General features: G+C 53.7%; 16 protein-coding genes. 11 read left to right on the plus strand and 5 right to left on the minus strand.

Features of this window, described 5'->3' with window-relative positions; translation table 11 throughout:
- Positions 1-10: 10 nt before the first annotated feature.
- From GC101_RS14330 to GC101_RS14355, 6 genes are all read left to right on the plus strand, one after another.
- A complete protein-coding gene (locus tag GC101_RS14330; protein ID WP_171717798.1) occupies positions 11-769 on the plus strand; it encodes an alpha/beta fold hydrolase in 759 nt (252 codons plus the stop codon).
- Position 770: 1 nt separating this feature from the next.
- On the plus strand, positions 771-2,054 hold the full coding sequence (locus GC101_RS14335) for a B12-binding domain-containing radical SAM protein (protein ID WP_171717799.1): 1,284 nt from the start codon (positions 771-773) through the stop codon (positions 2,052-2,054).
- A 27-nt stretch (positions 2,055-2,081) separates the two neighbouring features.
- Entirely contained in the window at positions 2,082-3,365 is a 1,284-nt protein-coding gene (locus GC101_RS14340) for a B12-binding domain-containing radical SAM protein (RefSeq protein WP_171717800.1), read from the plus strand.
- Between the two features lie 4 nt (positions 3,366-3,369).
- A complete protein-coding gene (gene hemW / locus GC101_RS14345) occupies positions 3,370-4,668 on the plus strand; it encodes a radical SAM family heme chaperone HemW (protein WP_171717801.1) in 1,299 nt (432 codons plus the stop codon).
- Between the two features lie 12 nt (positions 4,669-4,680).
- On the plus strand, positions 4,681-5,487 hold the full coding sequence (locus GC101_RS14350) for a hypothetical protein (RefSeq protein ID WP_171717802.1): 807 nt from the start codon (positions 4,681-4,683) through the stop codon (positions 5,485-5,487).
- 410 nt (positions 5,488-5,897) lie between these two features.
- Positions 5,898-7,031, plus strand: a complete 1,134-nt coding sequence (locus GC101_RS14355; RefSeq protein WP_246354333.1) for a GGDEF domain-containing protein — start codon at positions 5,898-5,900, stop codon at positions 7,029-7,031.
- Between the two features lie 3 nt (positions 7,032-7,034).
- Here the strand turns inward: GC101_RS14355 and GC101_RS14360 are convergent, their stop codons facing one another.
- Positions 7,035-7,610, minus strand: a complete 576-nt coding sequence (locus GC101_RS14360; RefSeq protein ID WP_171717803.1) for a CGNR zinc finger domain-containing protein — start codon at positions 7,608-7,610, stop codon at positions 7,035-7,037.
- 269 nt (positions 7,611-7,879) lie between these two features.
- On the opposite strand from GC101_RS14360, the gene GC101_RS14365 reads away from it, so the two are divergent.
- Together GC101_RS14365 and GC101_RS14370 are read left to right on the plus strand one after the other, a co-directional pair.
- Entirely contained in the window at positions 7,880-8,374 is a 495-nt protein-coding gene (locus tag GC101_RS14365) for a DinB family protein (protein ID WP_039296306.1), read from the plus strand.
- Between the two features lie 122 nt (positions 8,375-8,496).
- Entirely contained in the window at positions 8,497-8,664 is a 168-nt protein-coding gene (locus GC101_RS14370; RefSeq protein ID WP_167549522.1) for a hypothetical protein, read from the plus strand.
- A 113-nt stretch (positions 8,665-8,777) separates the two neighbouring features.
- On the opposite strand, the gene cmpA is transcribed toward GC101_RS14370, so the two are convergent.
- Positions 8,778-8,915, minus strand: coding sequence for a cortex morphogenetic protein CmpA (gene cmpA, locus GC101_RS14375; protein WP_099052445.1), 138 nt, complete (start codon positions 8,913-8,915; stop codon positions 8,778-8,780).
- 126 nt (positions 8,916-9,041) lie between these two features.
- Complete coding sequence (locus GC101_RS14380) at positions 9,042-9,401, minus strand: hypothetical protein (protein ID WP_039296308.1); 360 nt, start codon at positions 9,399-9,401, stop codon at positions 9,042-9,044.
- A gap of 121 nt (positions 9,402-9,522) precedes the next feature.
- On the opposite strand from GC101_RS14380, the gene GC101_RS14385 reads away from it, so the two are divergent.
- On the plus strand, positions 9,523-10,008 hold the full coding sequence (locus tag GC101_RS14385; protein WP_171717804.1) for a SprT family protein: 486 nt from the start codon (positions 9,523-9,525) through the stop codon (positions 10,006-10,008).
- Here GC101_RS14385 and GC101_RS14390 read toward each other — a convergent pair.
- Complete coding sequence (locus GC101_RS14390) at positions 10,005-10,646, minus strand: pentapeptide repeat-containing protein (protein ID WP_171717805.1); 642 nt, start codon at positions 10,644-10,646, stop codon at positions 10,005-10,007. The two genes, GC101_RS14385 and GC101_RS14390, sit on opposite strands and share 4 nt — an antisense overlap.
- Before the next feature lie 227 nt (positions 10,647-10,873).
- Here GC101_RS14390 and GC101_RS14395 point away from each other — a divergent pair, with 227 nt between their 5' ends.
- Positions 10,874-17,803 carry an S-layer homology domain-containing protein gene (locus GC101_RS14395; RefSeq protein WP_171717806.1) on the plus strand — a complete coding sequence of 2,310 codons (6,930 nt, stop codon included), beginning with the start codon at positions 10,874-10,876 and terminating at the stop codon, positions 17,801-17,803.
- 667 nt (positions 17,804-18,470) lie between these two features.
- On the opposite strand, the gene GC101_RS14400 is transcribed toward GC101_RS14395, so the two are convergent.
- Positions 18,471-18,899: an Lrp/AsnC family transcriptional regulator gene (locus GC101_RS14400; RefSeq protein WP_171717807.1), complete on the minus strand. Its 429-nt coding sequence runs from the start codon at positions 18,897-18,899 to the stop codon at positions 18,471-18,473.
- A gap of 133 nt (positions 18,900-19,032) precedes the next feature.
- Between GC101_RS14400 and GC101_RS14405 the strand changes: the two genes are divergently transcribed.
- Entirely contained in the window at positions 19,033-19,785 is a 753-nt protein-coding gene (locus tag GC101_RS14405) for an MBL fold metallo-hydrolase (RefSeq protein WP_171717864.1), read from the plus strand.
- Positions 19,786-19,827: the final 42 nt, after the last annotated feature.

Genomic DNA, 19,827 nt, shown 5'->3' on the forward strand with positions numbered 1-19,827 from the left:
AAAGTCACAAATGTTGAAGACAAAGGGCATACCTTTATTTTACAGGTGTCAAGGCACCGGCGAGGCCGTATTGTGTCTGCACGGCAACCGGGACTCTTCGCTCGTCTTCCGGGAATTGGCCCAGGCGCTGCAGCCTCATTATCAGGTGCTGTCTGCTGATCTGCGGGGGCATGGCCAGTCGGATTACTCCGGTCCGCCGTTCACTCTTGAGGACATGGTTGATGATATCGTCAGGTTGCTGGACGAGCAGGGTCTGAAACAGGTCTCCATTGTGGGGCATTCTCTGGGGAGCACGCTTGCGCTGCTGCTGTCTGCACGTGATCCGGGCAGGGTGAAGAAGCTGGTGCTCATGGGGGCAGCCGCCACCTTTCAGGTTCCGTTCAAGCGGCCGGGCCACGGCGAGGAGATCACGCCGGTTACAGTGAAGCAGACGAATGCAGCTGCGGTTCCGTATTTTTTCACAGCAGAGCATGAAGAGGTTCAGCATTTGATTCTGGAGGGATGGTCGAAGCTGCCCGCCGCGACCCACCGGCTGATGATCCAGATTAAGCATCCCGATCTCCGGCCGATCCTTCAGGATATCCGCCAGAGAACCCTGATTATAACCGGCCAAGAGGACCGGATCACGCCACTGCCCAAGGCCTTAGAGCTGAACCGGTACTTGCCTGACTCCCGGATGCTGGCGGTTCCAGGCACCGGACACTTTATGTTTCTTGAGGAGAGCGAAACCGTAGCCAGTGCAATGCTCACTTTCCTCAAGGAGGAGTAGTATGGGCAGAGTGCTGCTAATATCGGCGAATACGGAGAAGCGGCCGCCCGTTTTTCCCCTTGGTCTCAGCTATATTCATGCCAGTCTTGTAGCTTCCGGCTATGAAGCAGGCATGCTGGATATGACCCAGCTGGACTATACCCGGGAGGCTGTTACCTCTTACCTGGATGCCTATGCACCGGATTACATCGGCGTGTCGATCCGTAATCTGGATAATTGCTGCATGCAGTATCCCCGGAGTTTCGTGGAGCAGGTCTGCATCCTGGTGGATTGGGTCCGGCAATGGAGCCATGCGGCTATTGTCATTCTGGGGGGAGCGGGCTTCTCGCTCCTTCCCAGGCAGTGGCTGCAGGAGACGGGGGCCGATTACGGGATTGTAGGCGATGGCTGTGACAGTATGGTTGAACTCTTATCCCATCTGGAGAAGGGAGAGGAGCCATCCACCGTAAGCGGACTGATGTTCTGCACAAAGAACGGGGAATGGAAATACTTGACGCCGGAGGCGCCTGAACAGCTGGACCACCCTTATTTTCCGAGCCGCAGCGGATTTCTGCATAGCTATGATGTGGAGCGCAAGGTGCGCCATAATGTATTGACCAAGAGAGGCTGTGCGCTGAGCTGCACCTATTGCGCCTATCCGTCGCTGGAGGGCAGGGCAGTCCGCCTGCGGTCGCCGCAGGGAATTGCAGACGAGATTGAGCAGATGGTGCTGCAGCATGACATCGGTTCTTTTGATTTCGTGGACAGTGTGTTCAACTATCCCTTGGAGCATGCTGAGGATATTTGCCGGGAGCTGATCGGGCGGGCGGTTCCTGTGTCCTGGGGCTGCTTCCTGAATCCCAGGTTCTTCACTGCAGACTTCGCCGGGCTGCTTAAGCAGGCAGGGTGTACGGAAGTGGAGTTTGGCATTGATTCAGGCAGCGATATCTGCCTGCGGTCGTTCAAGAAGAACTTCCGCCAGACCGAAATCCGGGCTGTCGTGCAGCTCTGTCAGGAACAGGATTTATCCTTCAGCTTTTGCCTGCTTATCGGCGGGCCGGAGGAAACCTCCGAGACCTTAAGGGAGACGCTGGATCTTATGGAGGAATTGAAGGTTCAGCGCATCTTCGGCTTGTTTGGCATCCGCATTCTGCCGTCAACAGATATGTACAGGTACGTTGGTTCCCCGGAGCCGGATGATCTGCTCCATCCGAAGTTCTTCATGTCCCCCCAGCTAAATCTGGAGCAGGCGAGCAGCATATGCCGTCCGTACCGGGAGCGGAATCCGGATTGGATGTTTATTTAAAATAGGGAGACAGGGTGGAGCGTAATCATGAGAATACTGGTAGTGTCTACGAATACCCTGAAGAAGCCGATGCCGGTTCTTCCGGTTGGGGCGGGGATGGTCTACTCGGCTCTGACGGCTGCCGGTTTCGAGACCCGTTTTCTGGATATGGCCTTTATGGCTGAACCGTTTGAGGCACTCCGGGATGAACTGCGGGTGTTTGAACCGGAGCTGATCTGCCTGTCTGTGCGCAACATCGACAATCAGGTGATTCAGCAGCCGGAGAGCTATCTGCCTTTTATAAGAGAAGTAATGAAGGTATGCCGTACATGCAGCTCAGCCAAGGTTCTGCTTGGAGGAGCCGCGATGCTTGTAATGCCGGAGGAACTGGTGGAAGAGCTGGGGGCGGATTACGGGATTAAGGGAAGCGGTGAGACGGAGGCTGTCCGGCTGGCCCATGAACTTGAACGGGGGCAGGCCGCAGGCAGAGACAAGGTAGTTACTGCGGTTCCTGCCTATCATCCGGTGTACAGCCGCATTCCCGCCAAGACGCTGTTCTCCCCGCAGTATTTTATCCCGAATCCCCGCATCAAAAAGGCTTCCATGGGCTATCAGGCCTCCAGAGGCTGCAGCAGGCACTGTATCTATTGCTCAGAGGGCTATAAGAATTCCGGCGGCTGCCGGATTCCTGCGGAACAATTCATGGAAGACATGAAGATCCTGCAGGCAGACTATCAAGTGAACAGTATCACTTTTGTAGACGGCGTCTTCAATCATGATGTGGATGATACGATGGAGTTCTGCGGGCTGATCGGCCGCACAAGCACTTCACTGGACTGGAGCTGTGCCCTGACCCCGGCCAATATTACAGAGGAACTGGTCCGCTTGCTGAAGAGAAGCGGTTGCCGCTTTGTGGATATCGGGGCAGATTCAGGTTCTGAGCGGATGCTCAGGCGGATGGGCAAGCAATTCCACCCGGAGCAGCTGCTGGAGCTGGGACGCCTCCTGGAGCAGTATCAGATCCCATATTCGGTGTCGCTGCTGTTCGGCGGGCCGGGAGAGCATGAGGAGACCATGGCAGAGACCGTACAACTGGTCAACCAATTGAATCCCGTCTATATTCTGGCCAGTCAAGGGATTCGTATCTACCCTCATACGGCACTGTACCATATCGCCCTTAAGGAGCAAGTTATCCATAAGAATGATAACTTGCTGGTTCCCGCGTTCTATCAGTCCAAGGATTACAGTGACGCCCTTCTTACCAAGGTCTTGGCAGCATCGCGCCACATCTATAAGGATATGCTTATGAATTCAATTGGAGGAAGGACTTGATCGAATGAACAAGCCTGTATACCCGTTCCGGGAGATAGGGATCGGCCACTATCCCATGGGCAATTCTCCGGTTACCCCGGAGGACAGCAAACGTCTGCCGTCCATGATGAACTTGAATCATGCCGCTCCAAGCTCTAAACTTGTATATGTACATATTCCGTTCTGTGACTCCATCTGCCCGTTCTGCCCGTATCCCAAGGCGTTCAATGAGCAGACAGCCCGCCAGGAATATTTGACCGCGCTGTTCCGCGAATTGGAGATGTACGGTTCGGCGCCGCAGATCCGCAACTGCTCCGTGGAGGCGCTTTATATTGGCGGAGGAACTCCAAGCGTTCTGGACGAGGAAGAGATCATGGCGCTCTTTGAGCAGCTGCAGGCCACACTCCCCATGCACAATATTGAAGAAATCACGTTTGAGGGGAATCCCGCCTCATTTACCGCAGCCAAGCTGAAGCTGCTCTTTGCTCTTGGCGTCAACCGAATCAGTCTGGGCGTTCAGACCTTCAATGATGAGCTGGGGAGACGCCTCGGACTGCTTCAGACCAGCGAGGATTCACTGCGGACCATTCAGCAGTCCCGGGAGGCCGGAATATCCAATGTCAGCCTGGATCTGATGTACAATCTGCCGGGTCAGAGCATGGAGGAATGGCTGGAGGATCTGGAGAAGGTGGTGGAGCTTGGAATCGGTCATGTCACGTTATTCCCGCTGAAGATCATTCCCGGCTTCGGCCTCGCCAAACGCATTGCCAGCGGCGAGCTTCCGGCCTGCGGTGATCTTGCATTGGAGCAGCAGATGTATTACGAGGCTTGCCGTTATCTGGAGTCGCAAGGCTACGCGGTCGAATCCACCTATGATTTCGTGCAGCCGGGAGGACATCATATTTACAGCCGTAAGCATTTTGACGATCATCTGGACCTGCTCTCTGTCGGACTGGGGGCATTCGGCGAAGTGGGCGGCTATGCTTATCAGAATGTGAAGCTGCTTCCGGAGTATGTGAAAAAAATTACATCAGGAGAGCTGCCGGTTTCCTTAGGCTACCAGGTGACGCCGGAGGATCTGCCCAACCAGTTCCTGGCGATGGGCTTGCGCCGCACTGCGATTGACCGCCAACTGTTCCGCCGTAAATTTGGCACCTTCCCGGAGGAACATTTTCCTGAGCTGTTCGATAAGTTTGTAAAGGCAGGCTTGGTGGAGATTCGTGAGGAGACTATTGCTCTAACACGTTTTGAAGGATTGTTCTGGGGCAACAATGTATGTAAGGAGTTTTGCGAGGAACATATCAAAATTGCTTTTCCAAAATGATGGAGGGGTACTATGAACAGCAAAGTGACCAAGAACGTTTTCTATGAGGATCTTCAGGACGCCGGGAAATTCAAGCAGCTTGAGAAGCGGTTGCTCGGCGAGTCGAATCTGCCGGGTCCGCGGGCCAATCTGGGGGCGGCCTCCACATTCGCAGATGCCTTCGGGTCGGATTGGGTAACCGGCGATGCCTGGGAGCTGCTTGCCGAATGGAGCAGCAGAGCGGAGGCGGATGCGCCGACGGATGATCCCCGTGAGTTCCTGCCTTTCTGTGCGCTGCAGGCGATGGGGACCTATTACCGCTATGCAGATTCTTCGAGGCAGCAGATCATTCTGGAGCGTTGTCAAGCAGCCATGAATGATTCCCGCTGGCGGATGCGTGAAGCGGCAGCGATGGCGCTGCAGCGAATCGGAGAACAGGACTTTGGAGCGCTCCGAAGCTTGTTCGATGCGATGATGGGCAAGGCCAGTGCGCTGGAGAAGCGGGCTTTCGTAGCGACGCTGGCCCATCCGCCCATGCTGAAGGATGCTGCCCATGTCTTGTATGCTCTGGAGCTGTCGGAGCACATCCTGGATGAGATTGCTGAGGGGAAGACCCGCTATGGTACGGAAGATTTCCGCGTCCTGTCCAAAGGTCTGGAGTATGCACTCAGCGTATTCGTCGAGCGTGCCCCTGAGGCAGGCTTCCGGATGCTGGCTAAATTCGCTGTGACCGAAGATAAACGGATGCAAAAAATCGTGAAATCCAACCTCGGCAAAGCCAGACTGGCCAAAAAATACAGCCAGGATGTGGAGCGTATCCAGCTGCTGATGAATGCCTGAGGACGCTGATCAATAAGCCGAGACACCACAAACAGCCGGACCTTACGCGATGCGCGGGTTGGGCTGTTTGTAATTTGGAATTCAATGAAATAGTTGTCTGAAAAACTATACAGGCTTCATAACTAGCTCCGGTCGCTTGCAGATTAAAAGCAATAGAGTAAGATAGGCTCTAAGAGCTGGTGCGAATGCCAAGCTCCCACGAAATCCCCGGGTCCTTCGCACCTCAGAATTTGTGGAAACTATAAGGAATAGACAGCAAGTAGCCCATGCCGCGATTTCCCTCACTATATATAGACGCATTAACCCCAAAAAATCCAGTACATATCCCACAAGTGAGTATCGTACCAGATCCATACATGTTAAAATAATAGAAATGTGTTGATCAAATCTACATGCAGCGGGTGAATGGATTGAGATTAAGAGATTTCATGGGCCCCTCGGATACTTCCGCACAGCGGCAGGCCAAGTGGATCAAGCGTTTTTTGCGTACCTATTGGCTCGTAATTGCTCTGCATTTTGCTGCGCAGCTCTGGGCTTTTCTGTTTCTTTCATACCCAATGGGCCCGCATGAATTTTATTATGATGTCCTGCTGTATCCGACGCTGCTGATGAGTGCGGTTGTCGGGTTGACCCAGTTCGTTGATGCGATTGCGCCAAAATATTCCTTTGTCCTGCTGTTTGTGTCCGGGACCATTATTGCCATGATGATTATCCATCTCAATATGGATATCCGGATTATCGGGGCGCTGATGCTGCTGCCGATTTTCGCGTCGGCGATCTTTTTCCGGCTGGATCTGACCTTATTTACGTCTGCCCTGCAGGCGGCTGCGTTCTTCATTCTCTACCGCTGGGATTACTGGTTCAAATATTATCTGAATGATTTCGATCTGATTGCCATTCCGCTATTTCTGCTGGTGGGTACGCTGGTAGCCAGTATTATTATTATTAACGGGCGGGAGCTGGCGAGTGATCTGGAAGCGACACTGACGGCCAAGCAGAATCTGATGATCGAGAATGCGGTGATCCGCAAGCTGTCCACTACGGATGCGCTGACCGGCCTGTACAATCATATCTCCTTCCATGAGTTCTACGACAAAGCGCTGGAGTATGGGAATCAGGGAGCGCCGTTTCATCTGGCTTTGATTGATATAGACAATTTCAAGCGGATTAATGATAAATACGGCCACCGTATCGGCGATGCAGTGCTGGCGCGGGTCGCCAAGGTGATTAAAGACAATATCTCTCCAGCGGATATTGCCTCGCGTTATGGGGGCGAGGAATTTGCGATTCTGTTCTTTGAGAAGACATCCGAAGAAGCCTACGAGCTGGCAGACAGGGTACGTCAGCAACTGTCGGAGACTCTACATGAAGAGTTGGAGAATACTGCAGTGACCGTCAGTATCGGACTCAAAAGCTACTCCGAAGGAGCCACCAAAGAACAGCTGTTTGAGGAAGTGGATAAACTGCTCTATACTGCCAAAAAATCAGGCAAAAACACAACATTGACTCCGCTTCAGGAGACCCGGCATTTGCAGTCTGTCTAAATGCTAGTCCGGCAGATTCCCTTCATCCTCCGCAGCCTTCTTGCGCGCCCGGAACCGTCTGACCTTCATCAGGTTCCCGCAGAGCTTGTCGTCGCAGTAGCGCTTTGAGCGGTTGCGGGTATCGTCGTAATAGACCCAGAGACAGTCGGGATTTCCGCAGATGCGGAAGCGTGAGGTTTCCTTCTCCAGTAATGCCGCGGCAAAAGAAGCGGCTATCTCCGCCATAATCTGCTCCCAGTCTGCACGCTGGGGGAGCAATGAAATCCCGGCTTCGCCGCCGGTACCCCAGACTACTTTCCGCAGAACAGGCCCGTTGCTCATATATACATTCAGCTGTTCCAGCAGAGCGCTTTCCGTAGGTTGTCCCTGCACCAGCCGTTGTACCTCGTCCCATAATAATCCGCGCAGCTGCTTCAGCCGCTCCAGTTCAACCGGCAGAATCGGTCCTGCCGCAGGTAATTTCTGTGCCGCCAGCCATTCTGCCAGCCACTCCGGTTCATCCAGCCTATCCCGGTCCTTGCTCCGGTCGCCTGTCCGCCAATTCCGCCAGTAGCTGTTAATGAAATCCTCCCACAGCAAGCTGCATCTTTCCTTTCACCACGATGTTTCCTTTGATTGTAACAGTTAAAAATAAGTTTTGCTAGTTACTTGAAGCGCTCCGGCAAATATGCTACATTTCTAATGTAACCTTCATTAAGGTTGTTTAACCGTTACGAAATTCGGATTTTCTAAGCTCTGTAATCAGGGAGCGAATGCTCCGAGAAACGAAGCCGATGCTTTCGAAGCCTGCTTTACTGCGAAGAAACTCGAGGTGCATAGGCTCCGCAAAACTTTTAGGAGGGTGAAATATGCAAAATAAGATTAGCGATGTTCTGGTGGAGAACTGGGATTATGTGATGGATGTTGAGGATTGGCAGCCGCCGCTTAAAGACGCGCTTGAAGGGGTGACTAGTGAACAGGCAAGCTGGAAGCCGGAGGGGGCAGCGGGCAATTCAATCTGGGAGACTGTCAATCATCTGACTTATTATAAGGAACGTCTGCTGCGCAAGCTTAAGGGCCTGGAGAAATTGCCTGATCTTGAGAGCAATGATGCTACGTTTACGGTAACGGAGAGCGGGGAAGAGGCGTGGAACCAGGCAGTTGCCAAGCTGAAGTCCGTTCATGCCTCTTTGCGGGAGATTATTGTGGCCCTTGAGGAAGGTGCTTATGAATGGGGCGGCTCCGGACATGCACCGGGCGAAGAAGTGATGAGTCTGATTCTGCATGATTCCTACCATACCGGACAGATCGTACTGGTCCGCAAGCTGCAGGGCTCCTGGCCAGGCCAACGCAGTTTTGACTAAAAGCTGATTTCCCGCAGAAACGGATGCTGTCCCTAGGACGGCGCCGTTTCTTTTTGTTTCAGTCCGAAACACGGGGGTTAATGGAAGACATACAGCTAACGAACCGAGAGGAGAGATTGAAGATGGAACCGAATACCAAGGATAGAAGCATTGAGGTCGAACGGACAGAGGTACACAAGAAATCGGATTCCAGTCTCGTCGCATCCACCTTTATTAAATATGCCGCGTATATCATCATTATTTTTGGACTGCTGTTCTTCCTGGTGAAGTATGTATTCCCGATGTTCTAAGCAACAGAATCCGGCCCGGATATATATGTTAAAGGGAGTGCCCCACAGCCATGATTTCTACGGCTGCGCGGTCACTCCCTTTTGGCGCTTACGGATATAATCCGGAATAATACCTATACGTCTTTGGTGATGAATTCACGGGTTTCGGCAGAATTCCGGTAAAAGAACCAGCATTCATTCAGCAGTTTGATCTGACGGCGGTCTTTCTTGAAATAAGCCTTCATGAGCTGTTGGCAAAGCCACTGCGGCAAGGGTACCCCTCCTCTGGCATGCATCCTATGTACAGATAGCATATGGGGAAGGCCGCCCAAAGGTGCGGCAGCAGCATTCATTTACATGTGGCAATTAGCCGTACAGCTCCATCATATAACTGCCAGCTACTGCACACTTTCCTCTTCCTCTTCATACCATTGCTCAAGCTGGGCCTGCAGCGCGCGGATTTCCGTTAATAGCGAGATCAGCGGATACTCAGTCTCTTGTATAGAGGCAAAAGCATTTTCCAGACGGTTGATATATGCCAGCCCGGACTCCAGGTGATGCTCCTCACGCAGCAGCTCCAGGGAATCGCACTCGGCAATCGCCCGCGGCAGACCGGGTACATTCTCCGCAGTCAGCTTGTCAATTTCTTTATTCAGGCGAAGATTGAGGGCGCTCAGCTGGTAAGCATACTCCTCCGGCATCTCCACGAACTGCAGTTCCTGATCCTGCTGCAAAATTACATACCGCATTTTCGGCATAACTCATTCTCCCTCCGGACTTGTCTTCCTTCTTGACAGTGTAGCCTATGGGCAAGTTACAATTCAAGTAGAGATCTTAATTCCTTAAGGAGAGGAGCCGTGAAGGAGCGCTATGATAAGTATGAGCAACGAAGAGCTGCAGCAGTGGATCGAGCAGGTGTCACTGAACAGCTTCGGCGTGCCTTTCCGGCATACAGCCAGCTTTAACAGCAGACTTACGACAACGGGCGGACGATATTTTACCAAAAGCCATAATATAGAGATCAATCCCCAGCAGCTTGCCATCCACGGCCGGGAGGAGACGGAGAAAATCATCAAGCATGAGCTCTGCCATTACCATCTGCATCTGGCGAAGCGGGGATATATGCACCGGGATGCCGATTTCAAAACACTGCTCGCCCGGGTCGGGGGCAGCCGCTACTGCCAGACACTGCCGGGAGACAAGGCGCGGAAACCGCAGCCTTACCGGTACAAGCTGGTCTGCACAGCCTGCGCCATGGAATATCCGCGTAAGCGCAGAGCCGATCCGAAGCGTTACCGCTGCGGGAAATGTTCGGGCAAGCTGAAACTGGTCACCCTGGAGGCAGGTGCGGGTCCGGCTACTTAATATTTAATCACGAGGCCCAGCAGTCCGGCGAAAGAAGCCGCCTGCTCCGCCGAGATGACACAGCCGTCCAGATCCTGGAGGTCAACCACGAGGCCGGTGAACTCGCAATCGCTCAGATCGATATCCTTCAGCTTGCACCCGGCCAGTGTGGCTTGATCCAGATTGCATTCCGAGAAATAGAGGCCGCTTAAGATGGACTGGTAATAATCGGCGCTGATCAGCGAGCTGCGCTCGAAGGATGCACCTTTGAAATTAGCAAACCGGAACACCGCGAACTCCCCGATGCACCCGGTCACCGATACATTTTGAAACCTCGCTCTCGTGAAGTCCGTGCCAATCAAACGGCAATCCCTGAATTCTGTCCTATGCATGAAGGCATCGCTGAAATCGACATTGGACAGGTCACAATGATCGAAGATGACATCGGTTAGCTCAATGCCGTGCAGAGAGGATTCAGTGATCGTTACATTTTTGAAAATAACCTTATCAAAGGACACTCTGGCAGCATCCTGGTATTCAATTAGCGCTCCGGAAATGAGGCAGCGGCTGAATTCGTCCTTGGAAGACAGAGAGTGAATCTGCTGCGGCAGCAATAGCTCCGGTTCCGGGATTCGGGGTTGTTCGATCTTGTTATTCATGAATGCCTCCGTAGAATTAGTTCCATCCGTTCAAGTATGGACAACTTGGCGGCTGAATGAGTTAACTATCCTGCGAACCTGAGCTTTTGTCAATTGTAGCGGCTGCAGCTTGCCTTAAGCATGTACGTACAAATACACCTGTGGATGGATAAAATCACACATCGTTTTGTAAGCGTTACCAAACTAAGATGGAAAAGAAGTCCATTTTAGTTAGAGGGGGCGCACTTATGAAACGATTCAGGTCCGTGATTGCGGGTCTGCTGGCGTTGCTGCTTATTTTTCCCAATCTGGGTCTGCCGGGAGCCGGGAATTCTGTCTACGCAGACGGCCTCGGGGGAACAGGCGCAGTGCAAATTCCAGCGGGTACTGTTCTGATTAAGAACAAGTGGAAGAGCAATTTTTTGTATGAGACAAGCGAAGGCGTTGTCCGCTACGGAATGACTAACCCGGTGGATACCTCTTCCCATTGGAATGTGGTCACAGAGGGTGGCTCATCACGGATTCAGAATGTGAAGACCGGCCACTTCATTACGCTTGAAGGCAATGCAGGCAAAGAGGATTCACTCAAGGCAGCTGCTGCCCCGGGCGGGGGGAGCACCGCTGACCAATGGCTGATAGATACTTCAAACAGAGCCGGCTATATGGTCATCCGCAGTGCAACGGCTCCGGAGAGCAAGCTGGTCATCCATGAGGAGAATCAGCTGGGTTATGCCCAGGCCAGTGCGGATATCAACATTACGTTTGAGAGTCCGCAGTGGGCTTTTGTGAGTCTGAATGCAGCGCCTGTCCGGATCGAAAGTGTGATGCGCCCGGGCAATGTCATGTTTGAGAATGAGGGGAAGGTACAGCACGGTGCACAGCCGCTCAGTAATGAGTCAGCACAGTGGTTTCTGGAACCGGGTACAGATTCCGGGACACTGTTGATCCGCAACCGGGCGACCGGACACTACATCAAGCAGAATGAAGAGCATTGGTATGGGGTCTTCTCGGCTGAGATTGATCCGGCCAAAGCAAATCTGAGTGAGTGGGTCCAAGAGCCGGCGCCGGGCACCTCCGGGGAAGGGCTTGTAACCTTCCGCAATCAGGGTCTGACCGATGAAGGGAATGCATTATGGCTCAATCCCCAGTATGACGGTGACAGCGATGTGCGCTCCAACAATTGGCCGGGCTGGGGAGGCAATCCAAGTGCGCAGTGGCGGATCGTCACGGTTAGCGAGCTGCAGCCGGTGCGGATTGCCACCTATACCGATGCGCAAGTAGCAACCGATTTCCTGTATGAAGCTGCGGGCGGGAAGCTTCAGCATGGGATTATCGCCCCGGATGCAGCAGATGAGAGTCAATACCTGTGGTACGCCGAGGACTATGACGGCCATAAACGCATCCGCAATGCAGCCACCGGACATTATCTTAACTATGCGGATGGTGCGGCTGCTGCCGTGACGATGAATAGTAGTCTGCCTTCCGATCAGTGGGATTTCAATGAATCGGATGATTATGATGACTACCAGACGATTGAGAATGTAGGGACTCCGGGAAACTATCTGTCTCTGCTGGGAGGCGGACATGCCGGCGCAGGCTCTGATGCAAGCTCGCTGTCTGCCCAGTGGCAGCTGCTTGATCCGGTCGTCCCGACAGACGGCTCCCTTCATTATTACCGGATTCAGAATACCTGGCAGTCCTTCTACTGGTATGAGAGCAGTGACGGTGTGCTGAAATACGGCAATATGCAGGAGGATGGGTCAGACCAGTGGCTGATTGAGAAGTACAACGGCCGCAAGCTTTTTCAGAATAAAAAAACAGGCCACTACATGAATGTAGCGCAGATGCCGGATGGCCATATTTCAGTGGCTCCGCTTGGCAGTAAGGATAATGTGGACCCGGCGTACATCTGGACCGGCAGAAATACCGGCGACAGCACGTATGTGATCGCGAGTGTGCTGGATAAGGAGCCGAACCAGCGTCCGCTGAAGTATATTTCTTTGCAGAATCTGACCAAATATGCCGAATACGGGGTGATCAATCCCGATTGGGGCAGTCCCAAGTGGAAGTTCGTACTCGTAACCGAGAAGAGACATGATTTGTTCCGCTTCAAGCTGGATGGAGTGAACGGAGTAGATCAGTATTTTAAAGATGATGCTGTTCCTGCCCCTGTGCTTAAGGTTACGCTTCCGGTTAATGATGCGACAGTTACAACGGATGTGTATGATCCGCAGGATCAGGCGGGCGGAGACCTGGAGGATATAGCGGAGAAGGCTGCTAAAGAGGAAGAGGCATTGCTCGCTCCGGATGCAGGTGATACTGCAACTGCTGGTGCGGGTGGCGGTGCTGCTGATCCCACAGTCGGTCAGGCTACGTACGGAGAGCTTATTCCCGGAGACGATTCCTTCGTCTGGCAGCTGATCGACATACCCGGCAGTAACGGAGCGGTCAAGCTGAAGAATCGAGGCACCGGAAGGTACATTTCCCTGGAGAGTCTGGCACCGGTCATTGAACAGGAAGAGCCCGCAGGCCCCGTCCGGACGGAGCAGACGGTATATGACGTCTGGGCAAGCATCAGATGGATAGTTGATATACAGGAAACCGGACGTACTACCTTCAAAAGTGCCTGGGCAGGACATTACCTGTATGGTGCCGCTGATGATAACGGCTATCCGGTAATCCGGATTAGCAAGGCTGCGGATGCTGCCGTCAGGGACAGTGCGCAGTTTACTGCTGAGCCGGTTTACGAACCGGTACCACCTCTTCCTGTCGCCCCAGTCCGGTTCAAAAATGCAGGCACCGGAGATTACCTGTATGAGAACGAACACGGCGTGGTCCTATACGGCCAGCCTGCTTCAGATAACGGCTACTCGCACTGGAGTATCGTTACGGATGCAGGGCAGCAATATATCGTGAATCGTGCCACGGGCCACTATATTACTCTGAATAGTGATTACTCCTTCCTGGAGAGTACCGGCGGTGATCCGGCAGATACCGGCGCTTCAGCATGGGATGTCAGTCTCGCTGCAGATGCCAAGCATTACACCATCCGCAGTCTCTACGGTGAATATAACGATGAGTACATCAACTTGCAGAATAAGACGGGATATGCTGAGCGCGCATTGCTGCTGGACACTGAGGCGTCATTGCAATGGACACTCGAAGCTGCACCGCAAGAATTCAACATGCCGGAAGGCGAAGCCGGAAACACGGATACGGCTACACCGGTTCAGAACGACACGAATATCATTACCATCGCACCGCAAGGAATGGACGGCACGATAGTGGCGGAAAAGGACGGCAAGCTGGTTTATGCCGATGCTTCCGGAGGTCCCGCCCAGGCGCAATGGCTGGTGCAGGATTTCAACGGGCGGAACCGGGTGATGAACGTTCAGACGGGCCATTATCTTGCGCGCGATCAGGAGGGCGCTGTTGTCCTTGTGGATTCCGGTGACAAGGAAGATTCGCAGTGGAGTATCCAGGATAAGCTGGGATACCGGCTGCTGTTAAGTGCGGATAAGCAATCTGCGCTTATTTATGGGGACGCAGGAGTTCAGCTAGGGGCGGTTGGAGCGCAGGACGCTCTGTGGAGCTTTGTTCCTATACCTCAAGATGCTGTGTATGCCGGGCAAGAGGCGTTCCATGGGGACGGGGTGCTGCGGTTTGCCGTGAATGCTGATGTAGCGGGGGAATACGACGTTGTGCTCCGTTACCGGAATGCTTCCGCCGCTGCGGCTGAGCTGGAGACCTGGGTCAATGGTCTTAAGCAGGGCGTTGTAAGCCTTGCTGCCCGAGCCTCCGCTTCCGTATGGCAGACGGCTGAGCTTACGCTGGACCTGCGGACAGGAATCAATACGGTTTCATTCAGTGGCGCAGAGGCGTCATTGAGCGGGATCACAATCGATAGCCTGACTGTCAAAGATAGCATCAATAAAACCTACCGCGGAGCTACGCTTCCTTATATCAGCTATGAAGCGGAGGATGCCGTTACGAATGGAACACAGGTCACGCCTTCACGGAAATACCGCAGTCTGGCTTCGGAGGCTTCAGGACGCGAAGCAGTCATCCTGAAGAACACCGGTGAGTATGTGGAGTTTACGCTGGCCAAACCTGCGAATTCTATCGTACTCCGTTATTCCATACCGGACAGTCCGGATGGGACGGGAGCAGAAGAAACCTTGTCGCTCTTCGTGAATGGGGAACGCCGGGTGCTTAATCTCACGTCAAAATACGCCTGGGAATATGGCAGCTACCCATGGTCGAATGACCCGCGTCAAGGCAGCGGACACCGCTTCTATGACGAGATTCATGCGCTGATCGGTGAGGCTCCGGCAGGAGCAGTAATCCGCCTAGAGAAAAGCGCGGATGATCATGCTGCTTCATATGTAATCGATCTGGCGGACATGGAGCAGGTTGCACCTGCGCTGGCTCAGCCTGAGGGGTTCTTGTCTGTCACTGATTTTGGAGCCATTGCCGGGGATGATGGCGATGATACTGCTGCATTTAAGGCGGCACTTGCCGCAGCCGGAGCTCAGGATGCAGGCGTCTGGTTCCCGGAAGGCAGCTTCAATGTCGGCAGCGGACTGCTGGATCTGGACGATGCGGAGATCCGCGGCGCAGGCATGTGGTATACAACGCTGAACGGCGCCAAGTTCTTCGGGCACGGCGGCAAGACCGGAGTATACGATCTGCTGATTGAGGGCGGCATTAACGTGCGCGACGATGAGGCGGTTACGAATGCTTTTCACGGCGCCTTCGGTCAAGGTTCGGTCATTCAGAATGTATGGATTGAGCATACCAAAGCAGGCTTATGGCTGACCCAGCCCAAAGGTGAGAAGGCGCGCACCAATGGCCTCTATATGGCCGGCCTGCGTATCCGCAACCTGATGGCGGACGGGATCAACTTCGCTGTAGGTACAGGGAACAGCATGATGGAGCAGAGCGATATCCGCTATCCGGGCGATGATGGTATCGCCATGTGGTCCTTCACCGATGCCGGGCTGAATGATGTCAACGGCAGCGAGCGGACGCCAAGCTTCAATAATACGGCACGCTTTAACAATGTATCTCTGCCGTGGCTGGCTGATAATATCGTCGTGTTCGGCGGCAAGGATAATAAGATCCAGGACAATATTGTGAAGGACACGGTGACGAACGGAGCGGGGATTGCCGTATCTACACGCTTCAGCGCAGAGCCGTTCCAGGGCACAACCATTGTGGAGCGCAATACCTTGCTGCGTACCGGCAGCTATGATTCCGGCTATGGTGTGAATCTGGGGGCAATATGGCTCTATACCGGGGAAAATAACATCAACAGCAATGTGCTGATCCGCAATAACATCGCGCTGGACAGCACCTATTCCGGACTCATCGTCCACGGCAATCTGAATATGGACGGAATCACCCTAACAGATAACGTGATCGATGGAGCAGGCACTAACGGAGTAGAGATTACGAAGGAGATGAGAGGCAGTCTGCTGGCCGATAACCTGATTATCCGCGGGGAGCGGATGAATCTGGTGGCGAACACCTCGTCAACATTTACGGTTCTGGAGAAGAATCAAGGTATCGCAAGCAGCGTCAAGCCATTCTCGATCAAGCTTGGGGATGGACAGACCGGACCTGTGGTATTACAAGAAGGAACCAGCTCCAAGCTGCAGGTGCTGGATCAGAAGGGTACAGATATCACTGCACAGGCAGTCATCAGTATTGCAGGCAGCAGCCTTGCCACTGTGGAAGAAGGGAAGCTGCGGGCAGTTGCTAAAGGGAACACTACCTTTACCGTGTCCGCCCTTGGCAGCACAAGAGTGTATGATCTTGTGATATCGGCCGCTGACCCAGTTGACCCCGTAGACCCTGTCGATCCGGGAACTCCAAGTCCGAGTCCTACTGCTGCTGCAAGTCCGACTCCGAGTACGACTGCGGCTCCAAGTCCGACGGCGTCTCCGAGTCCGAATGCGAACCCGAACCCGCAGGCAACTCCTGCGGCTACCCCGGCGCCCGTGATTGTGCCTGCGGCTAATAACGATGCGCAGCTTAAGAGTGTTGCCGCCGGGCAGAAGATAATTGAAGTGGCGGCTAATGCAGAAGGTACCGCACGCTTCAGCGGGACTGCTCTGCGGGCAGCGGCAGCGGCGAGTCCAGACGCTGTGCTGGTGGTGCGGAGCGGGGACGCGTCCTACCGTCTCCCGCTGGCCCTGGCAGACAGCGTCCTGAAGGCTGCGAAGCTGCCTGATGGAACGCTGGAGTTCAAGCTCGCGCCGCAGACAGGCGCGGAGCTTGCGGGGCTGCTTGCCGCTGCAGGCAAGCAGAACTATAAGGTGAAGGGAACGCCGGCAGGCTTCACCTTGAATGTTACGGACGGCAAGACCTCAGTTCCGGCCGGAAGCTTCGGCACTGTACATGTCGAGCGTACATTCACCATTAACGAAGTAATGGACGTCAAGACAGCAGTGGCGCTGGTCTATAATGCCAAGGACGGAACCTTCCGTTACGTTCCGGCAGTATTCGAATCCGGGGCAGGTGTGACCCGGGTTACCGTTAAGAGCAGCTTGGCCGGAGGTATAATGGCCGTTGCCGTGAATCCGGCAAGCTTCGGCGATATCTCCGCCCACTGGGCCAAGGATGAGATCAATCTGCTGGCCAGCAGATTGATTGTGAACGGCCAGTCGGCCGGTGTCTTTGCGCCGCAGCGCACCGTCAGCCGGGCGGAATTTGCGTCCATGCTGGTCCGCTCGCTTGGCCTGCAGCCGGATGCTCTACCAGCTGCAGCGGCCACTTTCCGCGATGTGCCTGCCAGCTCCTGGTACGCCGCTGACGCGGAGACCGCCGTATTGTTGGGGCTGGTTCAAGGCTACGCGGACGGTTCCTTCCGTCCGGATGCGCCCGTCACCAGAGAGCAGATGGCGGTCATGGCCGCCAGAGCCTGGAAGCTGCTTCACGCCAATGCAGCAATTAATGAAGCAGCTTCTGCGTCAGCACTGCCGGGGCCAGGCACATTTAAGGATGTTGCCAGTATCTCTGCTTGGGCTAAGGAAGCTGTAGACACATTAACCGCCACCGGCATTATGAACGGCCAATCCGCCGGATACTTTGCACCGGACAGCAACACCAGCCGTGCAGAAGCCGCCGTTATTCTGACCCGCCTGCTCCGTGCCGGCAAGCTGCTGAACGAGTAGCCGCTAGTTGTTACGGCTTAACGAACTACAAGCCGCCGCAAAGGAACGCGGGATTTTCCCCGTCTTCCTTCGCGGCGGCTTATTTTTATCTAGGCCAGTCGGCAGTGCTTTTAATTCTCAGGAAGTGGACTAAGAGGAAATCGAAGCGCAGACGTGTCTTTGAATTAGCTGAAAGTCGGCAGAATGGAGGGGAAGAGACGCGGATGTGTTGGAATTAGCCGAAGTTGCCAGAAGGGAGTGAGGGAAGTGCGGAAGTGTGTTTAATATATCGCCCAAAGTCGGAAGATTGGAGGGACGGAGAGGTGCGAGACGGCTGAAATCTTGCAGAAAATACAACAATGTATGGTTCAAAACTACTCACTTGCCAGAAATCCTGCAGAAAATACAACAATTTGAGGCTCGAAACTGCCAACCCGCCAGAATTCTTGCAAAAAGTACAACAATGTGGGTTCACAACCGCCAAACCGCCAAAAATCTTGCAAAAAGTACAACAATCCCGGATCTGAAGGTAACAATTCTCCAGCAATCCCGCTCCTATAGGAAGAGTAGCTATAATTTCACCCAAAGTCGGCTGAGCGGGCAAACAGAGATGAGCCCCAACTAATTCAAGCAAGGAGCGCACTCCTGCCAAAAGGTTCGCTCTGCCTCCTCTCAGCCTGCCACAGAACTACTTGATCTTGCCCATGTCCAGGTTGACCCGGTAATTGCCGTATCCCAGCAGTTCATCGAGAAAAGCGGTCAGCGCTTCCTGATTCACGGTGCGTACGCGCATCCAGTAACAGCCCTCCCCGCTGATGCGGTACAGCTCCGCGACACTCTTATGGTTCTTCGCAAAGTTCTGGAAGGGCAGATGAGCGGCGTTAGTGCTGAGAAAAACCGTAATAAAAGCATGCATATTCTGCCCGATCCGGAGCGGGTTCCAGCGGATGGTGTAGCCTTCAATAATCTCCAGCTCCCGCATTCTGCGGATACGCGCGCCAACGGCTTGGCCGGTCAGGTGAACCTCAGCTCCGATATCTTTATGGCTTAATGTAGAGTCTTCTATTAGAAGCTGTAAGATGCGGTAATCCGTATCGTCAATGAGGTAGGGTGTCATAAGTGTAATTTCCTTTCCGGGTGAAAGTAGAACAGTCTAATCTCTTTCGCGGCACAATGTATTCTTATCTGCGGCCGATTTATAATTAATTGTAGCAGAACCCAAGCACAAGTATAAGAAAGAGGTGTTTATTATCAAAATCCAACTGATCCGTCACGCCTCATTATGGCTGGAATACGGCGGCGTAACCTTTCTGGTTGATCCGATGCTGAGTGCACAGGGAGTCAATCCGCCAATTATAAATACCACGAATGAGCAGCGGAATCCGCTGGTTCCTTTACCGGGACCTGTAGAGCAGTGGCTGGAGCCGGATGCTGTGCTCGTGACCCACCTCCACCAGGATCACTGGGATGCAGCGGCGGCGGAGCTTTTGTCGTATGAGCTTCCGGTACTATGCCAGGAGGGAGATGGAGAGAAAATTACAGCGCAGGGCTTCGCCCATGTTACAGAGATTAAAGACAGTGCGGCAGCTTCTATGCGTGGAGTAACCCTGACGCGTACTGATGGCCGCCATGGAACGGGAGAGATCGGAGAGAGAATGGGCAAAGTCTCCGGTTTCATATTCCAGGCGGAAGGAGAACCCGACCTGTACCTGGCGGGAGACACCATCTGGTGCGGCGAAGTCCGGCAGGTACTTGATGATTATCACCCGGAAGTTATCGTCGTGAATGCCGGTGGGGCAAGCTTCGTAAGCGGAGGACATATCACTATGAATGAACAGGATATTGTGGATGTATGCCATGCAGCCCCGGAAGCATCCGTGATTGCCGTTCATATGGATGCCATTAACCACTGCCACGTTACCCGTGAACTGCTGAAGCTCCGCCTTGAACAAGAGGAACTGCTTAACCGTGTCGCTGTACCATTGGACGGAGAATGGGTGTAGTCCCAAGGAAATTTGTCTAGTTTGAAAACGTTCTTACAATCT

Source organism: Paenibacillus phytohabitans (assembly GCF_013141775.1).
GTDB lineage: Bacteria > Bacillota > Bacilli > Paenibacillales > Paenibacillaceae > Paenibacillus_AQ > Paenibacillus_AQ phytohabitans.